This is a genomic window from Nocardia sp. NPDC006044 (assembly GCF_042871115.1).
In the GTDB taxonomy this organism is placed as follows: domain Bacteria; phylum Actinomycetota; class Actinomycetes; order Mycobacteriales; family Mycobacteriaceae; genus Nocardia.
This window is the reverse complement of record NZ_JBIAID010000001.1, coordinates 3,070,868-3,096,187: the sequence shown is the minus strand read 5'-3', so window position 1 is coordinate 3,096,187 and position 25,320 is coordinate 3,070,868. Positions and strand designations below refer to the sequence as shown.

Genomic DNA, 25,320 nt, shown 5'->3' with positions numbered 1-25,320 from the left:
GGAATCCGCTGTACGGTCGGGCATGACCTCCGAAGTGATCGCCAAGGCGAATTACCCAGGCGGAACTGCAGTTGCCCGGCGGTCGAACGCGGACCGCGTGCGGGCATCGATCGTGCTGCTGTTGTCTGCGATACCGTCCGCGGCGTCGATGACGGTATTGCTCTACGGGCTCGGCCGCGCGCTCGGCGTCGGCGTACCCGGCGCGTTGCCCGCGGCGTGGTTTGTGGTGTGTTTCGTCTGGAGCGTGGTGTGCTTCCGGACGCCGCCGCGTCGCTGGCTGCCGCGGATATTCCGGGTGCGGCAGCCGACGGATGAGGAACAAGGCAAGATGAGTGCCGCGTGGGCGCGGGTCGCGCACAAGGGCGGGGTCTCCGCGGCGTCGTACACGCTGTGGATTCAGGAGGCCGACCGGCAGTTCGTGGTGCCGAGCCGGATGATCACCACATCGCCCGAATCGCTGCGACGGCTGAGCCCGCGCGAACTGGAGGCGGCGCTCGCGCATCAACTCGCGCAACGCGTTCAGGGTCGAGCGGCGTTCTGGCAGTTGACTTTCCGGCACTACAACCTGCCGGTGGTGTGGATCGAGCGCGCCTTGCTGTCAGGTTTGGGCCTCGTCGCGATCGGCGATGCGATCGCGCGGCGGATGTCCGGGCGGAGTTCTCGGATCTTCCGAGCCGGATGGACCGTGTTCAGCCGGGTGCTCGTCGCCTGCCCGACACTCGCGGCGGCCACGGTGATCGTCGGCCTCGCGCCGGCCTTGCTGTTGCGCCTGCTACCCGAGATCGCCGCGTTGGCGGTGCGGCCGATCGTCGCCCGCAGTGAATACCGCGCCGACCAGATCGTGGTCGATCTCGGCTACGGCCCCGAACTCGGCGGCATTCTCCAACGCCCGGACGTGCCACATCCAGCGCGAACCCGATTGAATCCCCTGACGGTCTCGCTGTTCTCCTGGAAAACGCCACCGGACAAACGAATCCGGCGAATCCGCGATCGGCTCGACGAACTGGCACGGCGCTGGAATCGGCCTTCGGCCTAGCCACCCCGACGCCGAGTCCCGCACCAGATCACCGAAATGGCGAATGGTCAGCAAATACCGCATAGCATGGGTGCTGCGATTCCGTGAGACCAGCCGGTCGAGGTGACCGGGGACCGATCCGTACCGGACGATCAGGTGGTCGCAGATGATGGGACTGGAACGGTCGTCGCGCTGGTTGATCCTGGTCACGGTATGCCTGGCGGTGCTGGTGATCGGGATCGACAACACCATCGTCAATATCGCGTTGCCGGAGCTCGGCATTCAACTCGGCGCTACGACGACGGCATTGCAATGGGTGGTCGACGCGTATGTGCTCGCGTTCGCGGGCCTGCTTTTGGTCGGTGGCTACCTCGCGGACCGGTACGGTCATCGGCGGGTGATGGTGATCGGACTGGCCGGCTTCGCCGTGTCGTCGGCGGCGGCGTCGACCTGCACCGGTATCGGGCCGTTGATCGGCTGGCAGGCGGCCATGGGCGTCGCGGCGGCCCTGATCTATCCGACCACCTTGGCAGTGATCGCGGCGGTGTTCACCGACCGCGGCGAAAAGGCATTGGCTATCGGAATCTGGTCCGGGGTTTCCGGGGTCTCGATCGCGCTCGGCCCGCTGACCGGTGGATTGTTGCTCGCGCACTTCTGGTGGGGCTCGGTATTCCTGGTCACGGTGCCGGTCGCGGCCGTCGCGATCGTCGCTGCACTGATCGTCGTGCCGGTATGGCGGACGCCGCGACCCGGCCGCTTCGACGTGCTCGGCGCGCTGACGGCCGCGGGAGGGTTGACCGTGTTCGTCTGGGCCATTATCGAGGCGCCGGAACACGGGTGGACCAGCCGGACGACGGTCGGCGCATTCCTGGCCGCGACCGTGCTGCTATCGGTGTTCTACGGCTGGGAACGGCGCAATCCCGCACCGCTGCTGGATGTTTCGCTCTTCGGCAATCCGCGCTTCGCCGTGGCGTGCGGTGCCATCGCCACCGCGTTCTTCGGGCTGGTCGGGCTGGTCTTCATGATCATGTTCTTCTTCCAGATCGTGCGCGGCTACGGCACCTTACGCACCGGGGTGGCGACGTTGCCGTTCGCTCTCTGCGTCGCGGCCGTCTCGCCGGTCGCGCTCGTGCTCACCCGGCGGATCGGGAACAAGATCGTGGTGGCCTCGGGGTTGGCCTGCATGTGCGCCGGTTTCCTCATCACCACCGTGATCGCGGTCGACGCGCCGTATTTCGGGCCGATCGTGCTGGCGATGTCGATCGTCGCGGTCGGTCTGGCGCTGACCACCGGGCCGGCGACGGACGCGTTGATCAGCACGGTGCCGCCGGACAAGGCGGGGGTCGGTTCGGCGGTCAACGACACCACGCGTGAGGTCGGTGTGGCGCTGGGTGTCGCGGTGATGGGGTCGGTGCTGAGCTCGATGTTTCGCCGTCGCGTCGCGGAGCAGTGGCACGATCTCGGCATTTCGCCGCAGCTCGCCGAGCACGGCAAGGGCTCGGTGATCACCGCACTGGAGATCGCGACGCGGTTGCCCGATCTGCGCGTCGGCGGAGCGCGCGACCGGCTCGAGGAGAAACCCGGCTAGAGCTGTTCGCCCTGTTCGCGCCGGCGGTCCAGATCGCTCTGCCGGGCCGCTTCCTGGCGGCGGGCTTCGGCGCGCTGTTGTTCGGCCCGCTCGCGGAGGCCGCGGAGGAATTCCGCGTCGGCCTCGGGGTCCTGGGCGACGTACCGGCCGGGCCGGTCGTACTCGGAATAGCTGGTGGTCGAGCGCGGTCCAGTCTCGTTGAGCGGGCGACCCGCGATCAACCAGAGCAGCGCGCCGATGGTCGGCAGCAGGATGACGATGATCAGCCACCCCATCTTCGGCAGATGCCGAATCCCCACGTCAGGACAGGTGATGATGTCGATCAAACAGTAGATCCACAACGCAAGCGTCAACAGACCCACAACCGCGTATGGCACGAAAACCTCCTCGTACGCCAGCCAACGACCTGTCCGTGTGGCGATTCGCGGCGAATCTCCCCCAACCGGCCCGGGCATGCCTGCCCGAAACTGGCAACAATGACTATTCGGCGACCCCGATCAACCCCCGCGGCCGCCCCTCGCGCCACACACTATCCGACCGCCGAATCTCGCGCGACGGGTGCGACGCGCGTCACCTTCATCCCCGCGTGGCCGGCTACCTCCTCCGCGGCCGCCACCCGGTTGGCCGGCAGCACGGCCCGCAAATCGAGTGAACCGTAGCCGTTTTGCAATATGCCGGACGGTAGCTAAAACGATTGGTTGCGAGTAGCGTCATTTGTCCGGATTTCGATACGTCAGCACGTGACAACCACTCCAGAAAGACGAATCTAGACATTGACGCACTCGATCCGCCTTGCCTCACGATTCATATGAAATGGATCATGCCGAGTCGGGGCAGCAATTGCGAGGACATCCGGTAAGAAACAACGAACTCGCAAAGAAAGATCTGAGACATGTCTCTCCTCAAATCCAGGTCCGCAGCTTCGGCTGCTGCACTATTCCTGGCTGTAGCACTGTCGGCGATTTTCGCATCCCCAGCGAATGCCGGCTCCGTGAACTTCACCGACTGCGGCAGTGCCGGAACGGTCAACGATGTCCGCGTCTCCGACAGTTCCGGTGCCGTAGTGAGCATGAACCCTGGTGCGCGTTACGATTTCGAGATCGATTTGACGCCTTCTGTCAGCGCACTGGCGGCGACCTTGCTGGTCACGTCGACATATCTCGGCTACACCACCGAGAACATCAATCAGGTTCTTCCGGCCTCGATGATTGCCCAAGGACAGCAGGTTACTGTCCGTTTCACCATCACTCCGAATGATATTTTGTCCGGAAACGACGTTCCGGTCACTGCGCGTGTGACAGTCGTCGGGCTCGCGCCGCTCCAGGCCTGCGTCACCGTGCAGACTCACGTCAATTGACACGAAGGGATCTCAACTCGAATTGGGAGAGCCCGGAGTTAATTGAGCAATCCCCGGTCATACTTCGCCCCGCTACCGGTATCCAGATGGTAGCGGGGTGATAGGCGGCGCCCGGTGTCGGAGTTCGAAAACACCTTCTCAGTGCTGAGCTCGGCGGCGCGCTTGGCCCCAGGTGGTGCGGGTTATGGCGAAGGCCGCCAAGAGGGTCAGGGCGAGGAGGGCGCCGCCGGCGTCGGTGACCAGCGAGGGGAGCAGGCCGGGCCAGCCGAATTCGGCGCGGGCGGCGGTGAACATTTCCGGGGGGACGGCTTTCAGGCCGGCCGCCTGGGTGGCGTTCACGGCGAGTACGAGCCAGAAGAGCCAGGGTACGGGGCGGCGGCGGAGGGCCAGGATGCCCACGGCGTTTCCGATGAGGTAGACGCATCCGACCAGACGGAAGGCGGTCAGGAATCCGTCCGCGCCGCCGGGATCGGCGTGGGCCAGGATCATCATGTGGGTCAGGGTGTCGTGATTGACGATCACGAACGCTTGCAGTGCGGTGCCGATGGTGAAGATGATCGAGGCCGAACCGGCCACCAGCAGTAGCGCATTCGTCCTTCCGCCCGGCACGGTCCGTGCCCGTTCATCCGTGGTCGACGACATCGGATCCCTCCCGAATCAGCTGATCCATCGATCCTCATCCGGTCGGGCCGGAACGGGTATCGGGATGATCCCCCAACTCTTCCCTGAATTCCGCCGGGTCGAGCCGGGTGACCACGGGGTTTGACCGTGACGCGGGGGCATGGTTTTGACTGGTGGCGCGTCGGCATGACCGTGCCGGCGGATCCGAGCCAGGGAGGTTGTCGTGGCGTGGAGTACTCGTCAGGTCGCCGAGCTCGCGGGGACGAGCCTGCGGGCGGTGCGGCACTATCACGATGTGGGCCTGCTGGCCGAGCCGGAGCGAAAGTCCAACGGCTACAAGAGCTATGGGGTAGCCCACCTGGTGCGGTTGTTGCGCATCAAACGGTTGCGAGATCTCGGGTTCTCCCTGACGCGGATCGCGGAGCTGGGTGACGCGGACGCGCATCCGGAACCCGAGTTGCGCGCGCTGGACAGCGAGATGGCCGCGAACATCGAACGGCTGCAACGAATTCGGACCGAACTCGCGCTGACCATGCGCGAGACCACCCCGACCGATCTGCCGCGCGTACTGGCCGCGGCCGGCACGGCGGCGGATATCCCGGACGCCGACCGGGCGCTGCTCGTCGTGCTCGCCCGGGTGCTCGGTCCCTCGACGCTGCGGCTGTACGCCGAGACCCTGGAGGCCTACTACGCCGACCCCGGCGTGCTCGAGCTGGATCGGCTGCCGCCCGACGCCGATCAGCAGACCCGCACCGAGCTGGCCGAACGTCTGGCCCCCGCCTTTCAGACGCTGCTCGACGGCCACCCGCGGCTTCGAGCGCCGATCACCGACGCCCCGCACGGCAGGCCCTTCGCCGGCCGGACGATCAGCGCCGCCGTCGAGGACCTGTACAACCCCGCGCAGATCGACGTCATCCGCCGGATGGAGAAACTCGTGGACGTGCCGTCCAGCGCCTGACCGCTACCGCGACTGCGGCACACCGACCCCACCCGGCAGCGTCTGCCGCGCCGCCGAGGTGTAGTCGGCCTGGACCTTGTAGTACCGCCCGGTCGGACCATAGGCGGCATAGAACGCGAATCCGCGCGGCCCCGGCCCGGCGAACGGCGCGCCTTCGACGAAGCGACTCAACACCGGATCGATCGGCGGAAAGCTCTCCGCGGTGTAGCGGGCGGGGAAGCAGATCCGCTGAATACTCGGTGCGGTCCAATCGAAGGTCGCGTACACCGTGAAGGGCCACCCCACGGCGGCCAGCTCGCCCTCATCGGCGGCGACGAAATCGAGTTCGCGCAGGATCGTCGCGATGCCGGCGGCGGTGAGCTGCCCCGGCGCCAGGATCTGGGTGTACAGATTCAGCGTCCGGTTGACGAAATCGACTGCCATCAAAGCAATTCCGCCACCACCCCAGCGCTTCAACAACTCGGCGTGCGCACGCGCCGAGTTCGGCATGCCCGCAAAACTCACGATGCGGTCGACGCTGATCAGATCCGGAAAGGCGGTCCAGATCTTCTGCACGCCACGATCGACGGCGAGGTCGACGCCCCAGTCCACCGGCACCGCGGCCGAGACCCGCGCCAGCAGCTCCTCCATCGGGTGCCCGACGAACTCGAGCAACCCGGCGGCACGCAACCTGCCGACCGGATCGGCCGCCGCCGGTAGATTCATGAACCGCGCACTGACCTGCCGAACCGGCGCCGGATGCGTCGTGGTGCGCACCGCCAGCCAGGCGTCCGCCCACATGTCACCCAGCGCGTCCAGCACCCTGTCGACGACCGCAGGGTCGTAACGGGTTTCGGCCAAGCGCGCGAACTCGCGCATGTCTCGCCGGAAGATCTCTGCGGTGACACCGGATGCGCGCATGGAAACCATCACCTCGAATTGCAATGGGCAGGACAGGTGTGGGGCGCATTCACGATAGCGCTCGCGCCGCCCGAAGGGAGCCGGACCGGCAATCAGCCGAGCGAACGCAGCCAGTCCACGACCGCCGCCTGGTGCGCGCCCGTGTTCCGGGCGATGACCAGCGCGTGCCCGGCATCGGGCAGCACGAAGGTGCGCAATCGCGCGGCGGGCCCGAAGTACGGCGCCTCGGCCGCGTACAGGCTTTCGCTGGTCGCGCACACCGAACAGAGTTTGTCCTGCGCGCCGTTGACGATCAGCACCGGCGCGGCGATCTGCCGGGTCGACGGCCCGGTCGTCGCGGCCAGGCCGGTGATCATTTCGGTGAGCGAGAACGTGTCTTTCACCTGGCTCTCATCGACGGCGAGCAGCGCGGTATCGGTGCCGGGAACGGCGAAACTGCCCGCGCGCGTACCGGGCTCGGTGGTCAGGTATCCCGGGTCGTGGCCGGCGAAACGCCGGTCCGGATCGGTGACCGCCGGACGGAACGTCTCCGCGACGGCCATGGTGTTCGACGGGGTCACCGAATGGGAGTAGGCGGTCAGCAGCAGACCGTCGAGCCGGGCGCCGCCGATCGCGGCGAGCACCCCGATGCCCGCGCCCAGCGACACCCCGCCGAGCACGATCTTCGCAAACGGCGCATGTCCGGCGATGCCGTCGCGTCGAAGTCCGGCAATGATTCCGGTGACCGCGTCGGCCTCGCGCGCGGAGGTGACGGTGCCGCTCGGCGGCCGGGAGCTGTTACCGGCGCCGAATCGGTCGATCGAGAGCACGGCGAAACCGGCGGCATTGACCGCGCGCCGGAAACTGTAGGTCTCCGGTTCGTAGGGCCAATCCCAGTACCGCGCATTGATCGCCGCGCCCGGGATCAGCACCAGCAGCGTGTCGGTCGCCTGTTCCGGCAGACACAGCCGGGCACCCAGCTCTCCGCCGCTCACCCCGATGCGCAGATCGCGGCAGCTGCCCGGATCTTCCGCCGCGTGCGCGACACCCGTCGGCGCGAGCAATATCGCAGCGACGATCGCAGCCGCAGTGCGCGCGAAACCCATAGTCCCGCACGCTATCCCACTGACGTCATGCGTGCCGTGCGACAAAACACGAACAGTGTGGCCGCAGTCGACGAGCAAATCGCGATAACGAACGCGGCCCTGCCCCAGGCGAACCCGACAAGCGAGCCGATTACCCGTTGCGCCACAGAGCCTTTCGCCGCCGAACGATTACGGGAACTGCGAGGTCGAGATCACGCCTTCGACGCCGACCGGCTCCGGCGAGCGAGTGGGCAGCACCGGTCGCGCGTTGTCGCTGTAGCGCCGCTTGACCATCGCCGCGGCCTGCTCCGGGGTTTCCGGGCGCCACGGCCGGGTCGACAGCTTTTCCAGCACGCAGATCAACAGCATCTGCCGGGTGCGGGTGACCGGATGGCAGTTCATACCCGCCTGGCCGAAGCCCTCGCCGGCGGCGACCTGTTCCTCGACCGGAACCGTCTCGGTGAGCACCCAGTACAACTCGGGCCCGAGCAGAACAGACTCGCCGTTGCTGTCGTTGAACCAGCGGACCGAGTATTCGATCAGCAGTTCCGCGATCGGCCCGCTCTGGCGCAGGGCGTCGACGAAACGCGGCAGTCCCCCGCTACCTTCGGTGTTGCGCTGGATGAGCGTCGCGATTCGATCCGCGACCTCACGTAGCTGTGTGATGTCCTGGTCCGGCCACTGCGGCAAAGTCATCAATTCTCCTAACACGTGCGATGGCGGTTTTCGCCGGCTCGGCCCATTCCCCGTCACCCGGAAAGAATTCAGCATCCATGCGGCAGTTGTCAATGCCGCATCAATAGCAGACGGGTATAACAAAATCGAGGATCTGCCGTCGTGCCGGATCACAGCGAAATAACGCCGATACCAGTGCTTTTCCCAGTATTTCGCCCGCGAATCACCGCGCGAGTGCAATCCGTGCTTTATTGCTACGTCACATTCCTGCCATGCGGTTTGCCCCTATCGGCGTCGGGCGACCGCCGCGACGGCCGTTCGGGCGCGCTCGGCCGCGTGCTTTTCGTTGGCATAGAGCAGGCCGTAGGTGAAGCCGTTCTCCCCTTGCGCAGTGCCCGCCGCGGTCGCGGTCCGCCACAGGAATTCGGCCGAGACCACACCGTCGTTGTGGTCGCCGAGCACGCGCTGAAGCCGCTTGTAGTACTTGATGTTCGACTTCGCTTCCGCCCGCTTGCGCACCGGCCTGTGCAGTTCGGCGGCGTAGCGGGCGCGCTTGGCCGCCTTGCGCGCACGGTGCAGGGAATCGTCGCGCCCAGTGCGCATCGCCTCGGCGAGCCGCTTGTCGGCCTTGCGCGCGGCGCGCCGGGCGCGCCGCACGAGTTCGCGCTTGCGCGACCGAATCGCGAACGGCGGCTCCGGCTTCCAGGATTGCAGCGCGGCGAGCAGGGCCAGGTAGCGCGGCGAATCCATGGCCTCGGCGAGCACGGCGCGGGCAGCCAGCTGCCGCTCGAGCAGCGTCGTCTCGATGCGCGCGGCCACCGGGCCGAGCACCAGTTCCGGCGGCAGGGCACCGACCTGCGCGGCGAGCCGGCTGCGCTGCACCTGGCAGTCGCGGACCGCACCGAGCAGGCCCGCGTACCACTTCAGCTCGTCCGCGATGCCGTCGACAGCGGAGCGGTCCAGCACCGTGCCGAACACCCGGAGCGTGCTGCGTAGTCGCCGGGTCGCGACGCGGGTGTCGTGGATCGGATCCTCGCCGCGGCGCAGGGCGACGTCACCAGCGAAGATCGTGTCGATCTGCGCGGTCAGGTAGTCGCGGATCGCGCGCTCGGCTTTCGAGGCCGGGACGGGCGCGCCCGGCTTCGGCACTGCGCGCGCGAGTTTGGAAGGGTACTGCGCCCTGGACGCGCCCGCCTCGGCGAGCCGGTCCACCAGCAGGGCGGGGACGGCGTCGGTGTGCGGGCCCAGTTCGACCTCGATCTCGCGCCAGGCGAGGGCGTCCGCGTCGGCATCGACGGGAGTCGTGCGCACGACGTCGTCGTCGAGCTCGAGCACCAGGTCACCGTCCGGACCGAGCAGCCGGTGTCGATTGCGCAGCGTGTGAATTGTCGTGATCGCGCGCAGCTGCTGCCCGAGCGCGGCGCCGGTGACGACGTCGGCCAGCTCGCTCGGCATGTCGTCGGACCAATCGGCGACCAGCTCGACACGCCCGTCGGCCTGCGGAACCTTCAGCTGCCACCCCGATTCGTCGTCCCCGGCCCGGCGGCGCAACGTCAGATCATGCGTGAGCAGGTCATGCGCGGTGGTGTCGAAATAGGTGCTGGTGAGTTCGACCGACGTTTCCTCGACACGCCCGCCCGGCACGATGTCGTCGATCGGCGGCAGCGTGAATTCCCGGTCGACCTCCCATTTCGTTTCGCGTTCTACTACATCCTTCATCCATATAGCCTTCCCGGCCGACCGCACCCGAAACAGCGCTGCCGGGTCATCCGGCGTCGGCGAGGACCTGTTCGGCGATCTTGTCGTCCCCCGCGACGCGGACCAAGGCGGCGGCCAGTTCGGCGGCGCGCTGGTCCGGCACCAATCCGAGCAGGCGGTGCGCATCGGTCGGCAGGTGAATCCGTTCGGCGCCCCGGCAGGCGCGTTCGTCGAAATACGGTCGCGCCCAGGTCCATACGCTCTGCACCTCGCGCAGGAATATGTCGCTGCCGGTGGGGCCGATCCCCTGGAATTCGCGCAGCAGCGACGCCGCGCGCCGGCGATCCTTTTCCGCCGCCGCGGCGAGGTTGCGCAGGTCGCCGTCGTATTTCTCGAGCACGAGGCAGGCATTCGCGCCGAGCCTGGTCGCGGCGCTTTCGTCGTAGCGTTTGTAGTGCGCCCGGCCGAGCGCGTCGACGAGTTCCTGCCATTCCGCGTCGGCAACGCGCTGCGGAGTGCGATACCCGCTGTCGATCAGCTCTCTGGCCGCGGCGATGGCCAGATCCGAGGTGATGCGGGCACTCAGCAATTCGGTGAGCATGAGCAATTGGAACAGCGGTGCGGGCTTGTCGTCGAGGGTGATGCCCGCCTCGGCCGCGTAGCTGGTGCCTGCCCGTTCGAGCAGTGCGTGCACGATATCGCGCTGGCTCATCGCGTTCTCCTTACTTGCTCGGAATCCCCTCGCTGCCAACGAAACTGGCTTCCTCCGGGCTGACCAGGCCGAGGAGGGAGAGGGGGCGCGGCGTTACCGCGTTGGTAGCGTAGGTCAGTGAGATCGCCCAGCGGTTGACTCCGCGCGGCACCGCGTAGGTGTGGTAGGCGCGAGTCACCAGCTTGGCCAACCGACCGGATAGGTGCACGCCCAAGGGGTTCGCGACCGCGAAGCCAGGACCGAGGTCTACCACGAGGCCCATGTCCCGATGCTTGTACGGGGCGGCGCGGCCGATCCCCAAGCCGGCGGCCACATTTCGCGCCAGCGCCTTACCTTGGCGGGTCGCGTGCTGGGCGGTCGGCGGGGTGATTTTGCCCGGCGCCGCGAGATCCGGCACGGCCGCCGCGTCGCCGCCCGCGAAGACGCCGGGGTGGCCGGGCACGCCGAGACTCGAGTCGACCACCAAACGCCCGCGTTCCAGCGGCAGGCCGAGCGTCTCCAGCAGCGGCGCGCCGGTCACGCCGGTCACCCAGGCGACGGTGTAGGCCGAGACGACGGTGTCGTCGGTGAGCACGACCTGACGGTCGGTCATCTCTTTCAGTGAGGTCTTCAGCCGGATGTCGATTCCGCGCCCGCGCAACACATTCAACGCCTTGTCGCCGAGTTTCTCCCCGACCTCGGGCATCACCCGATCGGCCATATCCAGGAGGAGGAAACGGATCTCGCCCGGATCGAAGCCGCGGCGGTGCGCGTAGGCGTCGGCCAAGGCGCGCAGCTGTGCGATCAATTCGGTTCCGGCATAGGACGCGCCGACGACAACGACGGTGCGGCGTGCGTCGCGCACCTCCGGATCGTCCTCGTGGTCGGCCAATTCGAGCTGGCGCAGCAACTGCTCGCGCAGGTACAGCGCCTCGGCAACCGTCTTCAACCCGCGCCCGTGCTCGGCCAGGCCCGGCACATCGAACAGTCTGGTCACCGAGCCGGGGGTGAGCACGAGCCGATCCCACGATAGTTCTTGCGGCGGGTGATACTCGCTGACCACGGTGAGCGTCTTCTGTTGCAGGTCAACAGATTCCGCCTTCGCGACGACCAAGCGCACCCGGGGCAGCGCGTCGGCCAGCGAGATGACGACGAACCGCGGGTCGATCAAACCGCCTGCCACATCCGGCAGCAACGGCGTGTAGAGCATGTAGTCGGTGGGCGTTACGAGGACGACCTCGACGTCGCGATCGGCCTTGGCCAGGATGCGGCACAGTTTCCTGGCGCAGGTGAAGCCGGCGAATCCGCTGCCGACGATCACGACCCGTTCGGGGCCCGGGTGGTTGTCTGCCGGCACGCCGGCACCTCCTTGCGTCGGTCCGGTGGAGCTACGGTCAGGCGTCGGGACGCGCGATATCGCCGCGCCACGCGCCGGTTTCGTGGTGCCTGCTCTCGATGAACTGCTTGAAGCGCTGCATATCCCCATTCACCCGGTGCTTCAGCACGCCGAGGACATCGGCGGCGGTTTCCACGAAACCCTCGGGGTCGACCTCCATTTGGGCGGTGATCCGGGTGTGCGTGTCATCGAGCCGATGGAAGGTGATCACACCCGCGTGCTGCGGGCCGTTGTCGGATTTCCAGGCGACGCGCTCGTCGGGGTGCTGCTCGGTAATGGTCGCGTCGAATTCGCGGGTCGAGGGACCGACATGGATCTTCCAGTGCGTGTGCCGGTCGTCGAGTTGCTGCACCGCCTCGACGCCCTCCATGAATTCGGGGAACGACTCGAATTGCGTCCACTGGTTGTACGCGGTGCGGACCGGTACCTCGACGTCCACGGTGGCGGCCAACGTGCTGCTCATGCGATAACCCCTTTTCATCGCTCGGCCCTGCGGTCGGCCGGGGTCGAGCCCTGCGACGGTCACTCGCGGCGACTCGGTCAGTGGTCTACTTCTTTTTCTTGGCGTCCAGCGCCTTGGCCAGCTGACTCTTGTTCATTTTGGAACGGCCCTCGATGCCGCGCTGGCGGGCCTCGTTGTAGAGCTGGTCGCGGGTCGGGCCGGTGGGGGCGTTGCGCTGATGGGCGCGCAGGGCGGCGCGTTGCTGCGGTTTCATGTCTTCCACCGACGTCCGGCTGGCCGTCTTGGTCTGACCCGCCTGCGCGCGAATCTTGTTGACCGTGCGCGCCGCGATCTCCTCGGCTTCCCGGGTGCTGTTGCCCTGCGACTTCTCCGAATCGCGGATGTGTTCGTACTGACGTTCCTGCTTGGCGGTCCATTCCTTCGGCATGATCACACCTCCTGCCCGCCGGATAACCCGCGAACCCGGCGTCAAACCGACGCGGGTCCGGCGGGTGTCCTCGGCGGCTATTGGTCGTGCTGGTAGCCGGCCTGTTTCGCCTCGTCGACCTTGGCCTCGGCGCGGGCCTTCTCCGCCGCGGCTTCTTTCTGCGCGGCTTCGCGTTCGGATTCGGCCTTGTCCTGCTGTGCTTGTCCCTCGCCTTTGAGGTTCTCGTCTCCAGTGACGACGCCAGCAGCTTCCTTGGCCTTACCCTTCACGTCCTCGACCACACCTTCGATCCCTTCGCGGGGTCCGCTTTCATGCTCCGACACCAAAACCTCCGACACAATCCGATAAATGGTTGACACGAGGCGCTTACCCGAAGCCGAAGGAACTAACCCGCTAGTTGACGGCGGCGACGATCCGCCGGCGGCCGTATTGCCAGATCGTTTCCACGGTCCGGAATCCGGCCGCGCGCAAGAGGTTCACGTGCTGATCGAAGGTGACGCCGTTGTCGGCCGGGTGCTCCCAGCGGCGGTGGTCACGCTCGATGACGGCGGCGGACAGCTCCGGTTCGGCGGTGATCGCCGTCCACCATTCGGCCCAGCCCTCGCGATCGCCGACGCCTTCGCGTTCGACCTGGCGGTTCCCGATCACCTCGTGCAGCCGCTCGATATCCGGTGCCTGGGTAACCATGTCGTCGCCGTTGAGCAGAATGCCGCCGGGGCGCAACAGCTTTGCGGACTCGGCGTAGAGCGCGGCGAGCTGGTCTCGGTCGAGCCAGTGCAGTGCGGTGGTGCTGACGATCGCGTCGACCGGCTCGGCGGGTAGCTCGGCGGTCCAGGCCGGGTCGGCGAGGTTGCGGTCGACAAGCTCGAATCCGTATGCGGTGCGGGCTAATTCGAGGAGCGCCGGGTCGGCGTCGACGCCGATCACCCGGGCATGCGGCAGCCGTTCGCGAATGCGAGCGCCGAGTGAGCCGGGGCCGCAGGCGATATCGAGCACGAGCGGATCGGGCCGATCGGTGTTGGCGGCGACCGCGTCGGCGATGACCGCGAACATGGTCTCGCGATCGGGCAGGTAACCCTCCTGCTGACGATCCCAGCGATCGATCCAGGCTTTGGCGAGGGTGGGTGTGAGCGACATGGCAACTCCCGTTACTGTCATAATCTTCAACGACAGTAACGACTATAACGAGAGTGAGGTGACTGATCAAGTGCATTTAGACAGTCACACGTTGGCCGTGGTCCGAGACGGAGTCGAACTGGTGAACGTCACCGTGCCCGGCGAACGCCGTGGCAGGCCCTATCCCCCGGCGGCCGACGACGCCGAGCTGCTCGAACGGTTGAACAGCGTGGTCGCGGCCTACGGTTATCTCGTCCGGCCCGGCGACACCGACGGCATGGCCCGCGCCGCCGGACAACTGCGCGAGGTGTTCGACGCGGTCGCCGACGACGACATGGACCGCGCCGCGGCGCAGGTCAACGCGATGATCACCGAATACGGCGCCAGGCCCACGCTTATCCGGCACGGCACGCGCCCCTGGCACCTGCACTTCCACGCACCCGACGCCGCGCTCGTCGACGGCATCGCCGCCGCGTCCGCGGTCGGCCTCGCCTTCGTGCTCGGCAGCGAACACGCCGACCGGATCGGCGTCTGCTCGGCCGGCAACTGCGACCGCGTCTACCTGGACACCTCGCGCAACGGCACCAAGCGTTTTTGCAGCACCGCGTGCCAAAACCGGTCGAAGACAGCGGCTTTCCGCGCCCGCCGCGCCACGGGCGGCTGAGTCGTCCGCGGCGCGGGCGCCCGTTTCGATCTGGGTGACCGTAATACTGGCCAGGCCCGATCCGGGATGGTTTCGTCGGACGAGACCATCAGGCTGGAACGAAAGGCCCTCGTATGTCCGTCGATCACCTGCCGGAGACCGATACCGCCGTGCGGGTGGTCAAGCTCGGCGCGCACATCGGCGCACGGATCGAGGGAGTCCGGCTGGGCGCCGACCTGGAAGCGGCGACCGTCGCGACCATTCGCGCGGCGCTGCACGAGCACAAGGTGATCTTCTTCCGCGGCCAGCAGCATCTGACCGAGGACGGGCAGTACGAGTTCGCGGAGCTGCTCGGCAACCCGACCAGCCCGCATCCGACGCTCACCTCGGCGGGCGTGAAGAGCCTGGCCATCGATTCGAAGCACGGTCGTTCCAACGTGTGGCATACCGATGTCACGTTCGTCGACCGGGTGCCGAAGGCGTCGATCCTGCGCGCGGTCGCACTGCCCAGCTACGGCGGCTCGACCACCTGGGCCTCGACCGTCGCCGCGTACAACGCGCTGCCGGCGCCGCTCAAGGCGCTGGCCGAGAGCCTGCGCGCGCGGCACACCAATCAGTACGACTACGCCGCGGAGACCGAGGCGGGCCTGGACGAGAACGGCAAGGCCTACCGGCGCGAGTTCGAGTCCACCTACTTCGAGACCGAGCACCCCGTGGTGCACGTGCACCCGGAGACCGGCGAACGCGCCCTGCTGCTGGGCTGCTTCGTGAAGCAGATCGTCGGCCTGTCCAGCAGCGAATCACACGCGCTGTTCCGGCTGTTCCAGGACCGGGTGACCCGCCTGGAGAACACCACCCGCTGGGACTGGTCGCTGGGTGACGTCGCGATCTGGGACAACCACGCCACCCAGCATTACGCCATCGACGACTACGACGGCGGTGAACACCGCAGGCTGACCCGAATCACCCTGGCCGGGAACATTCCGGTCGGCGTCGACGGCTCGCCGAGCACGGTGATCGCGGGCAATGCCGAGTACTACTCGGCCGTCGACCTGAAAGGGGCAGCGTAGCTTCCGTCGTCGGAGGGACCGACGTCGCGAAACCGTTTGCCGCTACCCAGATTCGATGTATCGAACCCATTGTGAGTTGCTACGCACCATTTTGTTTGACGGCCGGTGGCCGGGGAACGCAAGCGCGGGATCGGCAATCCGCCGATTCGAACGCCGCGCGTCATCCAGAGCCGAACGCGCGATGTCGATTACTCTTTGACGGCTCACGCCCGGTGACTAGGCACAAAACAGGTAAACGACTTCGCCTGACGATGGGAATCGCGTGAATCTATGGAATTACGTCCGGGGACGGGGTGAATTCCTGACGTTCCTCACGTATCAGCATGCCTCCCTGGCTTTTCAAACGGTGCTGGTCGGGACGGTGGTCGCGGTAATCGTCGCGGTAGCGGTCTATCGGCTCCCGCTGTTGTCCTCGCTCACCCTGACCTCCAGCCGGGTCGCGCTGACCATTCCCTCGCTCGCCCTGCTCGCGCTGCTGCTGGTGCCGTTCGGGCTCGGCGTCGTGCCGTCGTTCATCATGCTGGCGTTCTTCGCCGCGTTGCCGGTTATCGGCAATGCCATCGTCGGCCTGCGGTCGGTGCCGGCCTCGGTGATCGAATCCGCGCGCGGCATCGGGTTTTCCCGCTGGCGCATTCTGCTGACCGTCGAATTGCCCATCGCCTGGCCGGTAATTCTCACCGGTATCCGGGTGTCCACCCAGATGATCGTCGGCGTCGCCGCGATCGTCGCCTACGTCCTCGGCCCCGGCCTCGGTTCGCTGATCTTCAACGGACTCTCCCGCCTGGGCGGCGCGAACGCCATCGAAATGGCCCTCACCGGCACCATTCTCATCGTCCTCATCGCGTTGGTGTTCGACGCGCTCCTCGTCCTGCTCGGACGCCTCACGATCGCAAAGGGACTCATATGATTGAAGCATCGCGTAGCGATTCCGTGAGGGGTGGCGGCCGGGCGGCGGGTGGGCCTGAAGTGACCAACCCGCCCGCTCCGGCGGCGGAGCGCAATGTGACCGGCGCGGCGATCAAGCTCGACGGGGTGGTCAAGCGATACAAGGGGCAGGACACTCCGGCGGTCGAGCGCTTGGACCTGGAGATCGACGCGGGCGAGATCGTCGCGTTCGTCGGGCCGTCCGGCTGCGGCAAGACGACCACGCTCAAGATGATCAATCGGCTGATCGAGCCCTCCGAGGGACGGATCTTCATCGGTGGCCGTGACGTCACCCGCGAGGACCCGGACAAGCTGCGGCAGTCGATCGGGTACGTCATCCAGTCCGGTGGCCTGTTCCCGCACTGGACGGTGGCCAAGAATGTCGGTGCCATCCCCAGAGTGCTCGGATGGGACAGGAAGCGGATCGCCGAGCGCACCGAGTATCTGCTCGATCTGGTCGGGCTCGATCCGGGCACGTTCGCCGATCGGCTGCCCAAGGACATGTCCGGCGGCCAGCAGCAGCGGGTCGGCGTCGCGCGCGCACTGGCCGCGGATCCGCCGGTGCTGCTGATGGACGAACCGTTCGGCGCGGTCGACCCGATCACCCGGGTTCGCCTGCAGGACAGCCTGATCGCGATCCAGCACGAGCTCGGCAAGACCATCGTGGTGGTCACCCACGACTTCGAGGAGGCCACCAAGCTCGGCGACAAGGTGCTCATCCTGTCCGAGGGCGGGCACATCGAGCAGTACGCCCGGCCGGAGGAGATTCTCACCGATCCGGCCACGCCGTTCGTGGAGGAGTTCGTCGGATCCGGCGCGAAGCTGGCCTACCTGACCGTGCAGCGGGTGCGAGACGTCGACTACGACAAGGTGATCACCGCGCGGGTCGGCGAATCCGCACAGGCGGTGATCGCCCGCGCCAAGGCGGCCGGGCACACCTGGGTTGTCGTGGTGGACGACGCGGGACGGCCGCGATCGTGGCCGTCACTGACGGAAGTGGCGACCAAGCCGGAGGTTTCGGACTTCCTCGATCGCCGGTTGCCCGTGGTCGCCCGGTCCTCCACACTCAACGACGCGCTCGACGCGATGCTCGCCGCGAGCCAGGGCGCGGCCCTGGTCACCGACGGCCGCGGCGCGGTGGTCGGCTCGCTCAGCATCGGGTCGGTGACCGAGACGATCCAGGCCAAGCTCGCCGAGGTGCGCTCGGCGGAGGCGGACCTGTCCTACGAAACCTACGTCGACGGCACGGATCCGGCGCCGACCCCGGTGGTGGCCGCCGACGAGGAGCCCGGATCGGCCGAGCCGTCATGAGCCGCCGCGTTCCGATCGACGTGTGGTTCGAGCCCATCATCATCGCGGTCATCGGCATCGGATATCTGCTCTGGTATCGGTCGACGACGTTCACGCCGACCGAGCGCGCGTCGCTGGGCTGGGACAACTTGCAGACCACGATCCTCGCGCACATCAAGCTGACCGTGGTGGCCACGCTGATCGTGGTCGTCGTCGCGATCCCGCTGGGCATCGCGCTCACCCGCCCCGCGTTGAAGCGGCTCGAACCGATCGCGGTGAATGTCGCCAATGTCGGTCAGGCCGCACCCGCGGTCGGCCTGCTCGTGCTGTTCACCTTCTGGCTGGGCACCGGATTCCGCACGGCGATCGTGGGTCTGGTGGTGTACGCGATCCTGCCGATCTTGCAGAACACGATCGTCGGGCTGCGGCAGGTGGATCACCGCACCATCGAGGCGTCGCGCGGGATCGGATATTCGGGCAGCCGCACGCTGTTTCAGGTGGAGTTGCCGCTCGCGGTTCCGGTGATCCTGAACGGCGTGCGGACGGCGCTGGTGATCCTGGTCGGGACGGCGACCTTGAGCACATTCATCGGCGCGACCAGCCTCGGCACGCTGATCACCACCGGGGTCACGCTGTTCCTGCCGAAACTACTCATCTCCGGGGCGATTCTGGTCGGGTTGCTCGCGTTGACCATCGATTGGCTCGGCCGGCTGGTGGAACTCGCCGCGACCCCGCGGGGGATCTCATGACATCGACACGCGCCGTACTGCTTTCCACTCTGCTCGTCACGCTGCTAACCGGGTGCGGGCTGGTCAGCTCGTCCGGGACGTTCCACGAGGCGCACCTGCCCGGCGGTGATCAGCCGCTCGACGGGGCGAAACTGGTGGTGACCTCGAAGAGCTTCACCGAGGGTGTGCTACTGGGCAAGATCACCGCGACCTATCTCGCGGCGGCCGGCGCGGAGGTCAAAGACCTCACGGGCGCACCGGGTTCCGCGTCCTCGCGCCAAGCCCAGCTCAACGGTGACGCCGATATCCTGTGGGAATACACCGGCACCGGGTGGGTCAATTACCACAACGAGACCGAGACGATCGTGGACCCGAAGGAACTCTGGCAGCGGGTCAACGCGGTCGAGAAACGCGACCACGATCTCGAATGGCTGCCGCCGGCGAACTTCAACGATACCTACGCGTTCGCCGCCTCGACGCCGAATGCCGAACGGTTGCAAGTGAAATCGCTCTCGGATGTGGCGAAGCTACCGGTGCCCGACCGGACGTTCTGCGTGGACGACGAATTCTTCAGCCGCTCCGACGGTTTCATTCCGATGCTACAGAAATACGGTGTCCCCTATAACGATCCGAACGGCGTTCCCTCCGGAAACGTCACCCGGATGGATGCCGGTGTCGTCTACACCGCGACGTCTAAAGGCGCGCCGTGCAATTTCGGCATGGTGTACACCACCGACGGGCGGGTCAAGAACCTGAATCTCGTTGTCCTCGAAGACGACAAGAAATTCTTCCTGCCCTACAGCGGCACCGCCGTGGTGCGCGGCGCCATCATCGACCGCTACCCGCAGTTACGCGCCCTGATCGGGACGATCTCCGAACATCTGACCGATCAGCTGATGCAGGAACTCAACGGGCGCGTCGATATCGACGGTGAGGATCCCGCCGACGTGGCGTATGACTGGTTGAAGAAGGAGAAGCTGATCGCCTAGGGGCCGGGTCAGGGTTGTCCCGGAGGCGAATACCGCCCTCCGGGCTGACGACCGGGTCGGCCGGTGCTGCCTACTGTGCATCCATGACACTTGGGCGGCACGCGGATCTGTCGACGTCGGATCGGCGTCGAACGGCGCAGCGGGGGGTGGGCGTCTTCCTGGTCGGATTGGTCGTATTGTCCGCGCCCGCCATGATTTACGCGGTGATCGCGCGGAACGAGATCGCGGTCCTGTTCCTGATGTGGGCGCCCGGCATGGCCGGATTGATCAGCCGGCTGGTCTTGCGGGAAGGTTTCGGCGACATCTCGCTGCGCCTCGGCGGCCGGCGCACCTGGTGGGCGTTGCTGATCGGGCTCGGCTATCCGGTGGCCGTCGCGGCGGCCGCCTACGGTGTGGGCTGGGCGAGCGGGCTGGCCCAGTACACCTCCCCCGAAGGCGCCGCCACCGGATGGATCGCCTTCGGCGGCGAACTCCTCGTCGGCCTCGGGCTGGGCACGGCGATCGGGCTGGTGTTCGCGCTGGGCGAGGAACTCGGGTGGCGCGGGTATCTGCTCACCCGGCTCATCGACGCGGGCGTGCCGCGGCCGATCATGGTCAGCGGATTGATCTGGGCCGCTTGGCATCTGCCGTTGATCCTGGGCGGCAGCTACCTGACCGGCAACGGTGGGTCGGTGCCGGTGATCGCCGCGCTCTTCGTGGTTCAGGTAACGGTGGTGTCGTACGTGTTCGCCCGGCTCCGGCTCGACACCGGCAGCATCTGGCCCGCCGTCGTGCTGCACGCATCCTGGAACAGCGTGATCCAGAGCGTGTTCGACCCGCACACGACGGGCTCGCAGGCCTGGCTGTGGCTCGGCGAGCAAGGCGTGCTGACCCTCGCCGCCAATGCGATCGGCGTCCTGCTCGTCTACCGGCTCTCGGGCAGCTCACTGAGCCGTCGCCGACGTGAAACCGCCCGGCCGGCAACGACTCTCAGTTAGACGCGGGATCCGCGGCCGGACTCAGCAGCACCAGCGGGATTTCGCGCGTGGTCTTCTCCTGGTAACCGGCATACACCTTCTGTGCGGCGGTTACCCGCGGCCACAGGGCGGCCCGCTCGGCGGCGTCGGCGACCTTGGCGATCATCGGCACGCGCGGTCCGCTGCGCACCGAGACCAGGACGTTCGGGTTGTCCCGCAGGTTCAGGAACCAGGCCGGATGGGTCGGGTCCCCGCCGCGGGAGGCGACCACGACGTAGGTGTCGCCGTCGACGATCGGCGCGGTCAGCATCACCGCGTGCTGACGTCCCGACTTGCGGCCGGTGGTCACGAGCTCGACCGACGGCATCCCGCCGAAGTCGTTGCCCAACTTCCCGCAACTGACCTTCAACAGCACCCGATGCGCCGTATTCATCGTCTTGAGAGCGAAATTCGATGGCATGAGGTTCCTCACCACGCTGAACGCGACCGAGCTCTGACATTGCCCAGACTACCGGTACCGGATACCTGCGCAATAGCCCGGATCGAACGCTTTCCGCCGCGGACTACGGGGTCTTGCTGCCGGAGGACTGCACGGTGGCGTGCGCGGCGAGTCCGTCGGCCATCCGCTGCATGGTGCGGCGCATGACGGTGCGCATCAGCCAGCCCAATCCCCAACGGGCGGTGTAGGTTCCGTACCAGTGAATGGTGGTGCCACCGTTCGCCGCCGGCAACAGATCGACAACGGCCTGGTAGTCCCGGATGGCCCAGTTGAACTCGTCCTCGTAGGTGAGGCGTTTCTCCTCGTCGAGGCCGATCAGCCGCTCGGCGGTCACGATTCGCCCGGTGCGGAACGCGCGGACCGTGCCGACCCGGTCCCGGCCGTCGGGATCGAGGCCGCTGGAGCGTTCGGTGTCGAGTGCGTCGACGGTCGACCAGTCGGGCCAGGTGCGTGCGTCGATGAGCAAGCGCCAGATGTCGGCGGGCGAGGCACTCGAGGTCGCGGTCGCGTCATAGCTCTGCATGGCGGGAGATCCTTTCGTTCACCGGCGGCACCGGCCCGAGACGCGAGAGTTGCCGCGCCGCTTCGAAATTAAGCGGGCGGTGGGCCGGGGACCAGTCGCGAGATTGCCGGACATCGATCAGTTCCTGCTGCGATAGACCGACGGCCGGACACCGACGTGCCGCAGAAACGTCGTGGACAGCGCGCCGGGACTGGCGAATCCGCACCGGCCGGCGATCTGCTCGACGGTGAGCGTGGTGCCGGACAGCAACCGCCGCGCGTGCTCGATGCGCAGCCGGGTGAGGTACCGGTGCGGCGTCTCGCCGGTCGCGGCCCGGAAGACCCGGATGAAGTGGAACACGCTCAGGTGCAGTTCGGCGGCGATGTCGGACAGCGTCAGCGATTCCGCCAGCCGGTCGCGCATGATGGCGGTGGCGGCCCGGACCGCGGCGTGCTCGGGACCGGCCAGGCGGTCCCGCTTACCCTCGGTGAGCAGGTGCGTGACCAGGAAGGCCGCGGCGCTTTCGGCGTAGAGATCGTGCTCCGGTTCGACGCCGGGCAGGGCGCGAACCAGCTGTTCGACGAGTGCGTCACCGGTGCGCAACCTCGCCGCCAGCGCCTCGAAGTCCGGCCGCGATCGGCCCGCCTGCGCCGCGGCCCGATCGATGGCCGCGGCCGGAATATGCACCTGGACCGTGCGCAGCGCGGATGCTCCGCGATAACCGACCACGCTCGCCCGGCCGGGCACCATGAGTTCCAGCGTGCCCGGAACCCAGCGGCGCACCGAGTCCTCGTCCGCGCGGGTCCGCATGACCGCGTCGCCCGCGACGCACAGCACGAGGTGCAGGTCGGCCACTCCGGGCAGCGCGACGTCTTCGGCCTCGGCGGCGTGGTCGAACGTCTGCACGAGCAACGACCGCCAGCTGGCGTCGTGCCAGCTGCAATACGTGCGCCGCACATGCGCGGGCAGGTCGGCGAAGTCCGCGTACGGCGCCAGATCGAAGGTTTGCGAGTCGAACACCACACCAGGGTAGGACGATGGGATGACTCCTACTGGACCTTGACCAGCTTGATCGTGCCCGCGCCGTCCGCGCAGGAAAGGTAGTCGATCAGCACGCGATCGCCCGCTTTCAACGGAATATCGCTGTCCACCACCGGATCTCGCGCGATGACTTCCTCGCAGTCCTCGGTGATCAGGACCCCGAAGCCCTCGTACCTACCGGCGTACCACCTGTCGACGACCGCCCACATCCGTCAGCTCCCGCCTGTTGTTTGTGCCGTAGGCCCGACTGTAGCCGCAGGTCAAGCCAATTCCAGTGGGTTTGCCGGCGCGTGTCGGACGGCGCAATCAGGTCGTTGTCTCCGCCGCACCGCCCTCCCGGATGAGCGCGCGGCATGCGGCGGCGGTTATTCCGGCTGCGCGTGCCCGGCACTACTGCCAGGATTGGGCCATGGTCGATAGCGCGAATCCCGACGTACCGGTCTCGAGCAACGCCTTCGATTACGACGCGGAACTGCGTCTGTACCATCGGCGGTTGCGCGCGGCGATCGAGGTGGAACCCGGGGACCAGGTGCTCGACATCGGTTGCGGCACCGGGCAGATCACCCGGGACGCCGCCCGGCTCGCGCATCGGGGCGGCGCGCTGGGCGTGGACATCTCGACGACGATGCTGGCGACGGCGGTCCAGCTCAGCGCCGCCGAGGAGGTCGACAACGTGCGTTTCGAACAGGCGGACGCGCAGACCCATCCGTTCCCGCCGGACCAGTTCGACCTCGCCGTCAGCCGATTCGGCACCATGTTCTTCGCCGATCCGGTCGCGGCGTTCAGCAATATCGGCCGCGCGTTGCGCCCCGGTGCGCGTCTGGTGCAACTGGTCTGGCAGGACGGTGGTCAGCAGGAGTGGGCCGTCGCGATCCGGACGGCGCTCGCGGGCGCACCGATCGCCGCACCCGAGGGTGGCGCGTTCTCCCTCGCCGATCCGCAGGCGGCACGGCGCATGCTCACCGCGGCCGGATTCACCGACATCGACATCGCCGATGCTTCCGAGGCGGTCTATTACGGCAAGGATCCCGAAGCCGGCGTCGATTCCGTGCTCGCCTTGCGCATGGCGGGCGAATTGCTCAGCGAGTTCGACGCCGCCGAAACCGAGCGAGCACTCGACCGCCTTCGCGCGATCATGACCGCCCACCACACCGCCGACGGCGTGTGGTTCGGCTCGCGCGCCTGGATCATCACGGCCGGGATCTGAGCGCCGGTCAGGGCCAGTACTGTGCGCGGATCTTGCGTTTGAACAGCTTTCCGGTGTCCTCGCGGGGCAGATTGTCGTCGAAGACAACGACTTTGGGCACCTTGTAGCCCGCCAGGTTGGCCCGGATGTGCTCGCGCACCGCATCGGCGGTGATGCCGTCCGCCTCGACGTGAGCGGCCACCGATTCGCCGAGATCGCTGTCGGGAACGCCGAATACCGCCGCGTCCCGGACGCCGGGGAGTTCGAGCAGGCAGGCCTCGATCTCGGCGGGATAGATGTTCACGCCGCCGGAGATGATCATGTCGGTGCTGCGGTCGTTGAGGTAGAGGAAGCCGTCGTGATCCAGGTAGCCGATGTCGCCGATGTCCAGGAAGCCGTCCCGTTCCATGTCGGCCCGCTTGCCCGGATTCTGGTGATAGGTAAAGTTCGGCCAGCTCGACGGTGGTCGCATGTAGATCCGGCCGGACTCGCCGGCGGGCAGCAGATCGCCGGCTTCGGAGTAGATGCGGATCGCCGCGTCCGCGATCGGCGCGCCGACCGTGCCGGGGTGGTCGAGCCACTGTTTGCTGTCACAGGCGACGCAGCCGCCGGTTTCGGAGCCGCCGTAGTATTCGCGCACGATCGGGCCGAACCAGTCGATGATGCGGCGCTTGATTTCCGGTGGGCACGGGGCGGCGGCGTGCACGATCACCTTCAGTGACGACAGATCGTAGCGGTTGCGCACCTCCTCGGGCAGGCGCAGCAGGCGCACGAACATCGTCGGGACGGCCTGGAAGTGGTCGATCCGGTGGGCTTCGATCAGCCGGAGCAGTTCCTCGGGGTCGAACTTCGGCATGATCGTCAGGTCGATGCCGGCCGCGGCACTGACCAGGCACTGCACGTTGGGCGCGGTGTGGTAGATCGGCGCGGGGGCCAGGGTGCGCATCCCGGGCTCCAGGCCGAACGTGCCGAACACCAGTCGCGCGAGGGCCTGGCTCTGTTCGGGCGTGGTCGAATTCCGGATGATGCCCTTGGGCCGGCCGGTGGTGCCCGAGGTGTAGATCATCGATTGCGGTGCCTGCGTGGGCGGTTGGGACCACGGCTGCTGACCGGTGAGCCAGTCCTCGTAGTCGAGGTGTCGGCCGGTCGGGGGCGCGGATTCGCGGCGCACCTCGATCACGGCCCGATCGCCGGCGACGGCCTCGACGGTCGGGACCAGATCGGTATGCGCGAAAATGACCCGGCTGCCGCTGTCGTCGAGCAGGAAAGCGAGTTCGGCGTCCTTCCAATGCCAGTTCACCGGAACCGGTATCGCGCCGAGCAACCCCGCCCCGAGGCTGGCCTCGACGAACGCGACGTCGTTGTGCAGGTAGATCGCCACCCGATCACCGGCGACAATGCCCTGTCCGGCAAGCCCACTGGCCACCCGCGCCACGCGCGCCCGCAGTTCGTCGTAGTCACGGACGGTCTGCCCACATCGGATCTCGGCCATTATCCCTCAATCATCGTTGATCGAAACACGT

The 25,320-nt window shown here is 67.2% G+C and carries 29 protein-coding genes; 12 read left to right on the top strand and 17 right to left on the bottom strand.

Features of this window, described 5'->3' with window-relative positions; all coding sequences use genetic code 11:
• Nucleotides 1-22: 22 nt before the first annotated feature.
• A complete protein-coding gene (locus tag ACFYO1_RS14260) occupies nucleotides 23-1,036 on the top strand; it encodes a hypothetical protein (RefSeq protein WP_387230554.1) in 1,014 nt (337 codons plus the stop codon).
• Between the two features lie 145 nt (nucleotides 1,037-1,181).
• Nucleotides 1,182-2,603 (top strand): MFS transporter, encoded by a 1,422-nt coding sequence (locus ACFYO1_RS14255; protein ID WP_387230552.1) that lies wholly within the window; start codon nucleotides 1,182-1,184, stop codon nucleotides 2,601-2,603.
• On the opposite strand, the gene ACFYO1_RS14250 is transcribed toward ACFYO1_RS14255, so the two are convergent.
• Nucleotides 2,600-2,980: a PLD nuclease N-terminal domain-containing protein gene (locus tag ACFYO1_RS14250; RefSeq protein ID WP_387230550.1), complete on the bottom strand. Its 381-nt coding sequence runs from the start codon at nucleotides 2,978-2,980 to the stop codon at nucleotides 2,600-2,602. The genes ACFYO1_RS14255 and ACFYO1_RS14250 overlap by 4 nt on opposite strands.
• A 515-nt stretch (nucleotides 2,981-3,495) precedes the next feature.
• Between ACFYO1_RS14250 and ACFYO1_RS14245 the strand changes: the two genes are divergently transcribed.
• Complete coding sequence (locus ACFYO1_RS14245; protein ID WP_387230548.1) at nucleotides 3,496-3,960, top strand: hypothetical protein; 465 nt, start codon at nucleotides 3,496-3,498, stop codon at nucleotides 3,958-3,960.
• Nucleotides 3,961-4,098: 138 nt separating this feature from the next.
• Here ACFYO1_RS14245 and ACFYO1_RS14240 read toward each other — a convergent pair whose 3' ends face one another.
• Nucleotides 4,099-4,602: a hypothetical protein gene (locus ACFYO1_RS14240; protein ID WP_387230547.1), complete on the bottom strand. Its 504-nt coding sequence runs from the start codon at nucleotides 4,600-4,602 to the stop codon at nucleotides 4,099-4,101.
• A 202-nt stretch (nucleotides 4,603-4,804) separates the two neighbouring features.
• Here ACFYO1_RS14240 and ACFYO1_RS14235 point away from each other — a divergent pair, with 202 nt between their 5' ends.
• Nucleotides 4,805-5,539, top strand: coding sequence for a MerR family transcriptional regulator (locus tag ACFYO1_RS14235; protein ID WP_387230546.1), 735 nt, complete (start codon nucleotides 4,805-4,807; stop codon nucleotides 5,537-5,539).
• Nucleotides 5,540-5,542: 3 nt separating this feature from the next.
• Here the strand turns inward: ACFYO1_RS14235 and ACFYO1_RS14230 are convergent, their stop codons facing one another.
• The 10 genes from ACFYO1_RS14230 to ACFYO1_RS14185 all read right to left on the bottom strand — a co-directional run bounded on the left by ACFYO1_RS14230 (nucleotide 5,543) and on the right by ACFYO1_RS14185 (nucleotide 13,990).
• Nucleotides 5,543-6,439 (bottom strand): aromatic prenyltransferase, encoded by an 897-nt coding sequence (locus tag ACFYO1_RS14230; RefSeq protein ID WP_387230544.1) that lies wholly within the window; start codon nucleotides 6,437-6,439, stop codon nucleotides 5,543-5,545.
• A gap of 92 nt (nucleotides 6,440-6,531) precedes the next feature.
• Nucleotides 6,532-7,524 carry an alpha/beta hydrolase gene (locus tag ACFYO1_RS14225; protein ID WP_387230542.1) on the bottom strand — a complete coding sequence of 331 codons (993 nt, stop codon included), beginning with the start codon at nucleotides 7,522-7,524 and terminating at the stop codon, nucleotides 6,532-6,534.
• 168 nt (nucleotides 7,525-7,692) lie between these two features.
• Nucleotides 7,693-8,199, bottom strand: coding sequence for a hypothetical protein (locus ACFYO1_RS14220; RefSeq protein ID WP_150401237.1), 507 nt, complete (start codon nucleotides 8,197-8,199; stop codon nucleotides 7,693-7,695).
• Nucleotides 8,200-8,463: 264 nt separating this feature from the next.
• Entirely contained in the window at nucleotides 8,464-9,897 is a 1,434-nt protein-coding gene (locus ACFYO1_RS14215) for a CHAD domain-containing protein (protein WP_387230540.1), read from the bottom strand.
• 46 nt (nucleotides 9,898-9,943) lie between these two features.
• On the bottom strand, nucleotides 9,944-10,588 hold the full coding sequence (locus ACFYO1_RS14210; protein ID WP_387230539.1) for an endonuclease: 645 nt from the start codon (nucleotides 10,586-10,588) through the stop codon (nucleotides 9,944-9,946).
• A gap of 10 nt (nucleotides 10,589-10,598) precedes the next feature.
• Nucleotides 10,599-11,924, bottom strand: a complete 1,326-nt coding sequence (locus tag ACFYO1_RS14205; protein WP_387230537.1) for an NAD(P)/FAD-dependent oxidoreductase — start codon at nucleotides 11,922-11,924, stop codon at nucleotides 10,599-10,601.
• A gap of 37 nt (nucleotides 11,925-11,961) precedes the next feature.
• The gene (locus ACFYO1_RS14200) at nucleotides 11,962-12,426 is read right to left on the bottom strand and encodes an SRPBCC family protein (RefSeq protein ID WP_387230535.1); all 465 of its coding nucleotides are present in this window, start codon (nucleotides 12,424-12,426) and stop codon (nucleotides 11,962-11,964) included.
• A gap of 85 nt (nucleotides 12,427-12,511) precedes the next feature.
• Nucleotides 12,512-12,853 carry a plasmid stabilization protein gene (locus tag ACFYO1_RS14195; protein WP_387230533.1) on the bottom strand — a complete coding sequence of 114 codons (342 nt, stop codon included), beginning with the start codon at nucleotides 12,851-12,853 and terminating at the stop codon, nucleotides 12,512-12,514.
• 77 nt (nucleotides 12,854-12,930) lie between these two features.
• A complete protein-coding gene (locus ACFYO1_RS14190; protein ID WP_387230531.1) occupies nucleotides 12,931-13,176 on the bottom strand; it encodes a CsbD family protein in 246 nt (81 codons plus the stop codon).
• A 70-nt stretch (nucleotides 13,177-13,246) separates the two neighbouring features.
• Entirely contained in the window at nucleotides 13,247-13,990 is a 744-nt protein-coding gene (locus ACFYO1_RS14185) for a class I SAM-dependent methyltransferase (RefSeq protein ID WP_387230529.1), read from the bottom strand.
• 58 nt (nucleotides 13,991-14,048) lie between these two features.
• Here ACFYO1_RS14185 and ACFYO1_RS14180 point away from each other — a divergent pair, with 58 nt between their 5' ends.
• The 7 genes from ACFYO1_RS14180 to ACFYO1_RS14150 all read left to right on the top strand — a co-directional run bounded on the left by ACFYO1_RS14180 (nucleotide 14,049) and on the right by ACFYO1_RS14150 (nucleotide 20,590).
• Nucleotides 14,049-14,633 (top strand): CGNR zinc finger domain-containing protein, encoded by a 585-nt coding sequence (locus tag ACFYO1_RS14180; RefSeq protein WP_387230527.1) that lies wholly within the window; start codon nucleotides 14,049-14,051, stop codon nucleotides 14,631-14,633.
• 113 nt (nucleotides 14,634-14,746) lie between these two features.
• Nucleotides 14,747-15,682 (top strand): TauD/TfdA dioxygenase family protein, encoded by a 936-nt coding sequence (locus ACFYO1_RS14175; RefSeq protein ID WP_387230525.1) that lies wholly within the window; start codon nucleotides 14,747-14,749, stop codon nucleotides 15,680-15,682.
• A 262-nt stretch (nucleotides 15,683-15,944) separates the two neighbouring features.
• Nucleotides 15,945-16,589 (top strand): ABC transporter permease, encoded by a 645-nt coding sequence (locus ACFYO1_RS14170; protein WP_387230523.1) that lies wholly within the window; start codon nucleotides 15,945-15,947, stop codon nucleotides 16,587-16,589.
• Nucleotides 16,586-17,917 carry an ATP-binding cassette domain-containing protein gene (locus ACFYO1_RS14165; RefSeq protein ID WP_387230521.1) on the top strand — a complete coding sequence of 444 codons (1,332 nt, stop codon included), beginning with the start codon at nucleotides 16,586-16,588 and terminating at the stop codon, nucleotides 17,915-17,917. The genes ACFYO1_RS14170 and ACFYO1_RS14165 overlap by 4 nt, the downstream gene beginning before the upstream one ends.
• Nucleotides 17,914-18,645: an ABC transporter permease gene (locus tag ACFYO1_RS14160; protein WP_387230519.1), complete on the top strand. Its 732-nt coding sequence runs from the start codon at nucleotides 17,914-17,916 to the stop codon at nucleotides 18,643-18,645. The genes ACFYO1_RS14165 and ACFYO1_RS14160 overlap by 4 nt, the downstream gene beginning before the upstream one ends.
• Nucleotides 18,642-19,613 carry a glycine betaine ABC transporter substrate-binding protein gene (locus tag ACFYO1_RS14155; RefSeq protein ID WP_387230518.1) on the top strand — a complete coding sequence of 324 codons (972 nt, stop codon included), beginning with the start codon at nucleotides 18,642-18,644 and terminating at the stop codon, nucleotides 19,611-19,613. The genes ACFYO1_RS14160 and ACFYO1_RS14155 overlap by 4 nt, the downstream gene beginning before the upstream one ends.
• Before the next feature lie 83 nt (nucleotides 19,614-19,696).
• Nucleotides 19,697-20,590, top strand: coding sequence for a CPBP family intramembrane glutamic endopeptidase (locus tag ACFYO1_RS14150; protein WP_387230516.1), 894 nt, complete (start codon nucleotides 19,697-19,699; stop codon nucleotides 20,588-20,590).
• Here ACFYO1_RS14150 and ACFYO1_RS14145 read toward each other — a convergent pair.
• The 4 genes from ACFYO1_RS14145 to ACFYO1_RS14130 form a co-directional block, all read right to left on the bottom strand.
• Nucleotides 20,583-21,029, bottom strand: a complete 447-nt coding sequence (locus tag ACFYO1_RS14145) for a nitroreductase/quinone reductase family protein (RefSeq protein ID WP_378715569.1) — start codon at nucleotides 21,027-21,029, stop codon at nucleotides 20,583-20,585. The genes ACFYO1_RS14150 and ACFYO1_RS14145 overlap by 8 nt on opposite strands.
• Nucleotides 21,030-21,132: 103 nt before the next feature.
• Nucleotides 21,133-21,591 carry an SRPBCC family protein gene (locus ACFYO1_RS14140; protein WP_387230514.1) on the bottom strand — a complete coding sequence of 153 codons (459 nt, stop codon included), beginning with the start codon at nucleotides 21,589-21,591 and terminating at the stop codon, nucleotides 21,133-21,135.
• Nucleotides 21,592-21,708: 117 nt separating this feature from the next.
• Nucleotides 21,709-22,590: a helix-turn-helix domain-containing protein gene (locus ACFYO1_RS14135; RefSeq protein ID WP_387230513.1), complete on the bottom strand. Its 882-nt coding sequence runs from the start codon at nucleotides 22,588-22,590 to the stop codon at nucleotides 21,709-21,711.
• 29 nt (nucleotides 22,591-22,619) lie between these two features.
• Nucleotides 22,620-22,820 carry a hypothetical protein gene (locus ACFYO1_RS14130; RefSeq protein WP_387230511.1) on the bottom strand — a complete coding sequence of 67 codons (201 nt, stop codon included), beginning with the start codon at nucleotides 22,818-22,820 and terminating at the stop codon, nucleotides 22,620-22,622.
• A gap of 200 nt (nucleotides 22,821-23,020) precedes the next feature.
• Here ACFYO1_RS14130 and ACFYO1_RS14125 point away from each other — a divergent pair, with 200 nt between their 5' ends.
• Complete coding sequence (locus ACFYO1_RS14125) at nucleotides 23,021-23,818, top strand: class I SAM-dependent methyltransferase (protein ID WP_387230509.1); 798 nt, start codon at nucleotides 23,021-23,023, stop codon at nucleotides 23,816-23,818.
• A gap of 7 nt (nucleotides 23,819-23,825) precedes the next feature.
• Here the strand turns inward: ACFYO1_RS14125 and ACFYO1_RS14120 are convergent, their stop codons facing one another.
• Complete coding sequence (locus ACFYO1_RS14120; RefSeq protein WP_387230507.1) at nucleotides 23,826-25,289, bottom strand: AMP-binding protein; 1,464 nt, start codon at nucleotides 25,287-25,289, stop codon at nucleotides 23,826-23,828.
• Between the last annotated feature and the right edge of the window lie 31 nt (nucleotides 25,290-25,320).

Coding starts and splice junctions, on each gene's coding strand:
- ACFYO1_RS14260 (WP_387230554.1), top strand. CDS start 23: ATGACCTCCGAAGTGATCGCCAAGGCGAATTACCCAGGCGGAACTGCA.
- ACFYO1_RS14255 (WP_387230552.1), top strand. CDS start 1,182: ATGATGGGACTGGAACGGTCGTCGCGCTGGTTGATCCTGGTCACGGTA.
- ACFYO1_RS14245 (WP_387230548.1), top strand. CDS start 3,496: ATGTCTCTCCTCAAATCCAGGTCCGCAGCTTCGGCTGCTGCACTATTC.
- ACFYO1_RS14240 (WP_387230547.1), bottom strand. CDS start 4,602: ATGTCGTCGACCACGGATGAACGGGCACGGACCGTGCCGGGCGGAAGG.
- ACFYO1_RS14230 (WP_387230544.1), bottom strand. CDS start 6,439: ATGCGCGCATCCGGTGTCACCGCAGAGATCTTCCGGCGAGACATGCGC.
- ACFYO1_RS14225 (WP_387230542.1), bottom strand. CDS start 7,524: ATGGGTTTCGCGCGCACTGCGGCTGCGATCGTCGCTGCGATATTGCTC.
- ACFYO1_RS14220 (WP_150401237.1), bottom strand. CDS start 8,199: ATGACTTTGCCGCAGTGGCCGGACCAGGACATCACACAGCTACGTGAG.
- ACFYO1_RS14215 (WP_387230540.1), bottom strand. CDS start 9,897: ATGAAGGATGTAGTAGAACGCGAAACGAAATGGGAGGTCGACCGGGAA.
- ACFYO1_RS14210 (WP_387230539.1), bottom strand. CDS start 10,588: ATGAGCCAGCGCGATATCGTGCACGCACTGCTCGAACGGGCAGGCACC.
- ACFYO1_RS14200 (WP_387230535.1), bottom strand. CDS start 12,426: ATGAGCAGCACGTTGGCCGCCACCGTGGACGTCGAGGTACCGGTCCGC.
- ACFYO1_RS14195 (WP_387230533.1), bottom strand. CDS start 12,853: ATGCCGAAGGAATGGACCGCCAAGCAGGAACGTCAGTACGAACACATC.
- ACFYO1_RS14185 (WP_387230529.1), bottom strand. CDS start 13,990: ATGTCGCTCACACCCACCCTCGCCAAAGCCTGGATCGATCGCTGGGAT.
- ACFYO1_RS14175 (WP_387230525.1), top strand. CDS start 14,747: ATGTCCGTCGATCACCTGCCGGAGACCGATACCGCCGTGCGGGTGGTC.
- ACFYO1_RS14165 (WP_387230521.1), top strand. CDS start 16,586: ATGATTGAAGCATCGCGTAGCGATTCCGTGAGGGGTGGCGGCCGGGCG.
- ACFYO1_RS14160 (WP_387230519.1), top strand. CDS start 17,914: ATGAGCCGCCGCGTTCCGATCGACGTGTGGTTCGAGCCCATCATCATC.
- ACFYO1_RS14155 (WP_387230518.1), top strand. CDS start 18,642: ATGACATCGACACGCGCCGTACTGCTTTCCACTCTGCTCGTCACGCTG.
- ACFYO1_RS14150 (WP_387230516.1), top strand. CDS start 19,697: ATGACACTTGGGCGGCACGCGGATCTGTCGACGTCGGATCGGCGTCGA.
- ACFYO1_RS14145 (WP_378715569.1), bottom strand. CDS start 21,029: ATGCCATCGAATTTCGCTCTCAAGACGATGAATACGGCGCATCGGGTG.
- ACFYO1_RS14140 (WP_387230514.1), bottom strand. CDS start 21,591: ATGCAGAGCTATGACGCGACCGCGACCTCGAGTGCCTCGCCCGCCGAC.
- ACFYO1_RS14130 (WP_387230511.1), bottom strand. CDS start 22,820: ATGTGGGCGGTCGTCGACAGGTGGTACGCCGGTAGGTACGAGGGCTTC.
- ACFYO1_RS14125 (WP_387230509.1), top strand. CDS start 23,021: ATGGTCGATAGCGCGAATCCCGACGTACCGGTCTCGAGCAACGCCTTC.
- ACFYO1_RS14120 (WP_387230507.1), bottom strand. CDS start 25,289: ATGGCCGAGATCCGATGTGGGCAGACCGTCCGTGACTACGACGAACTG.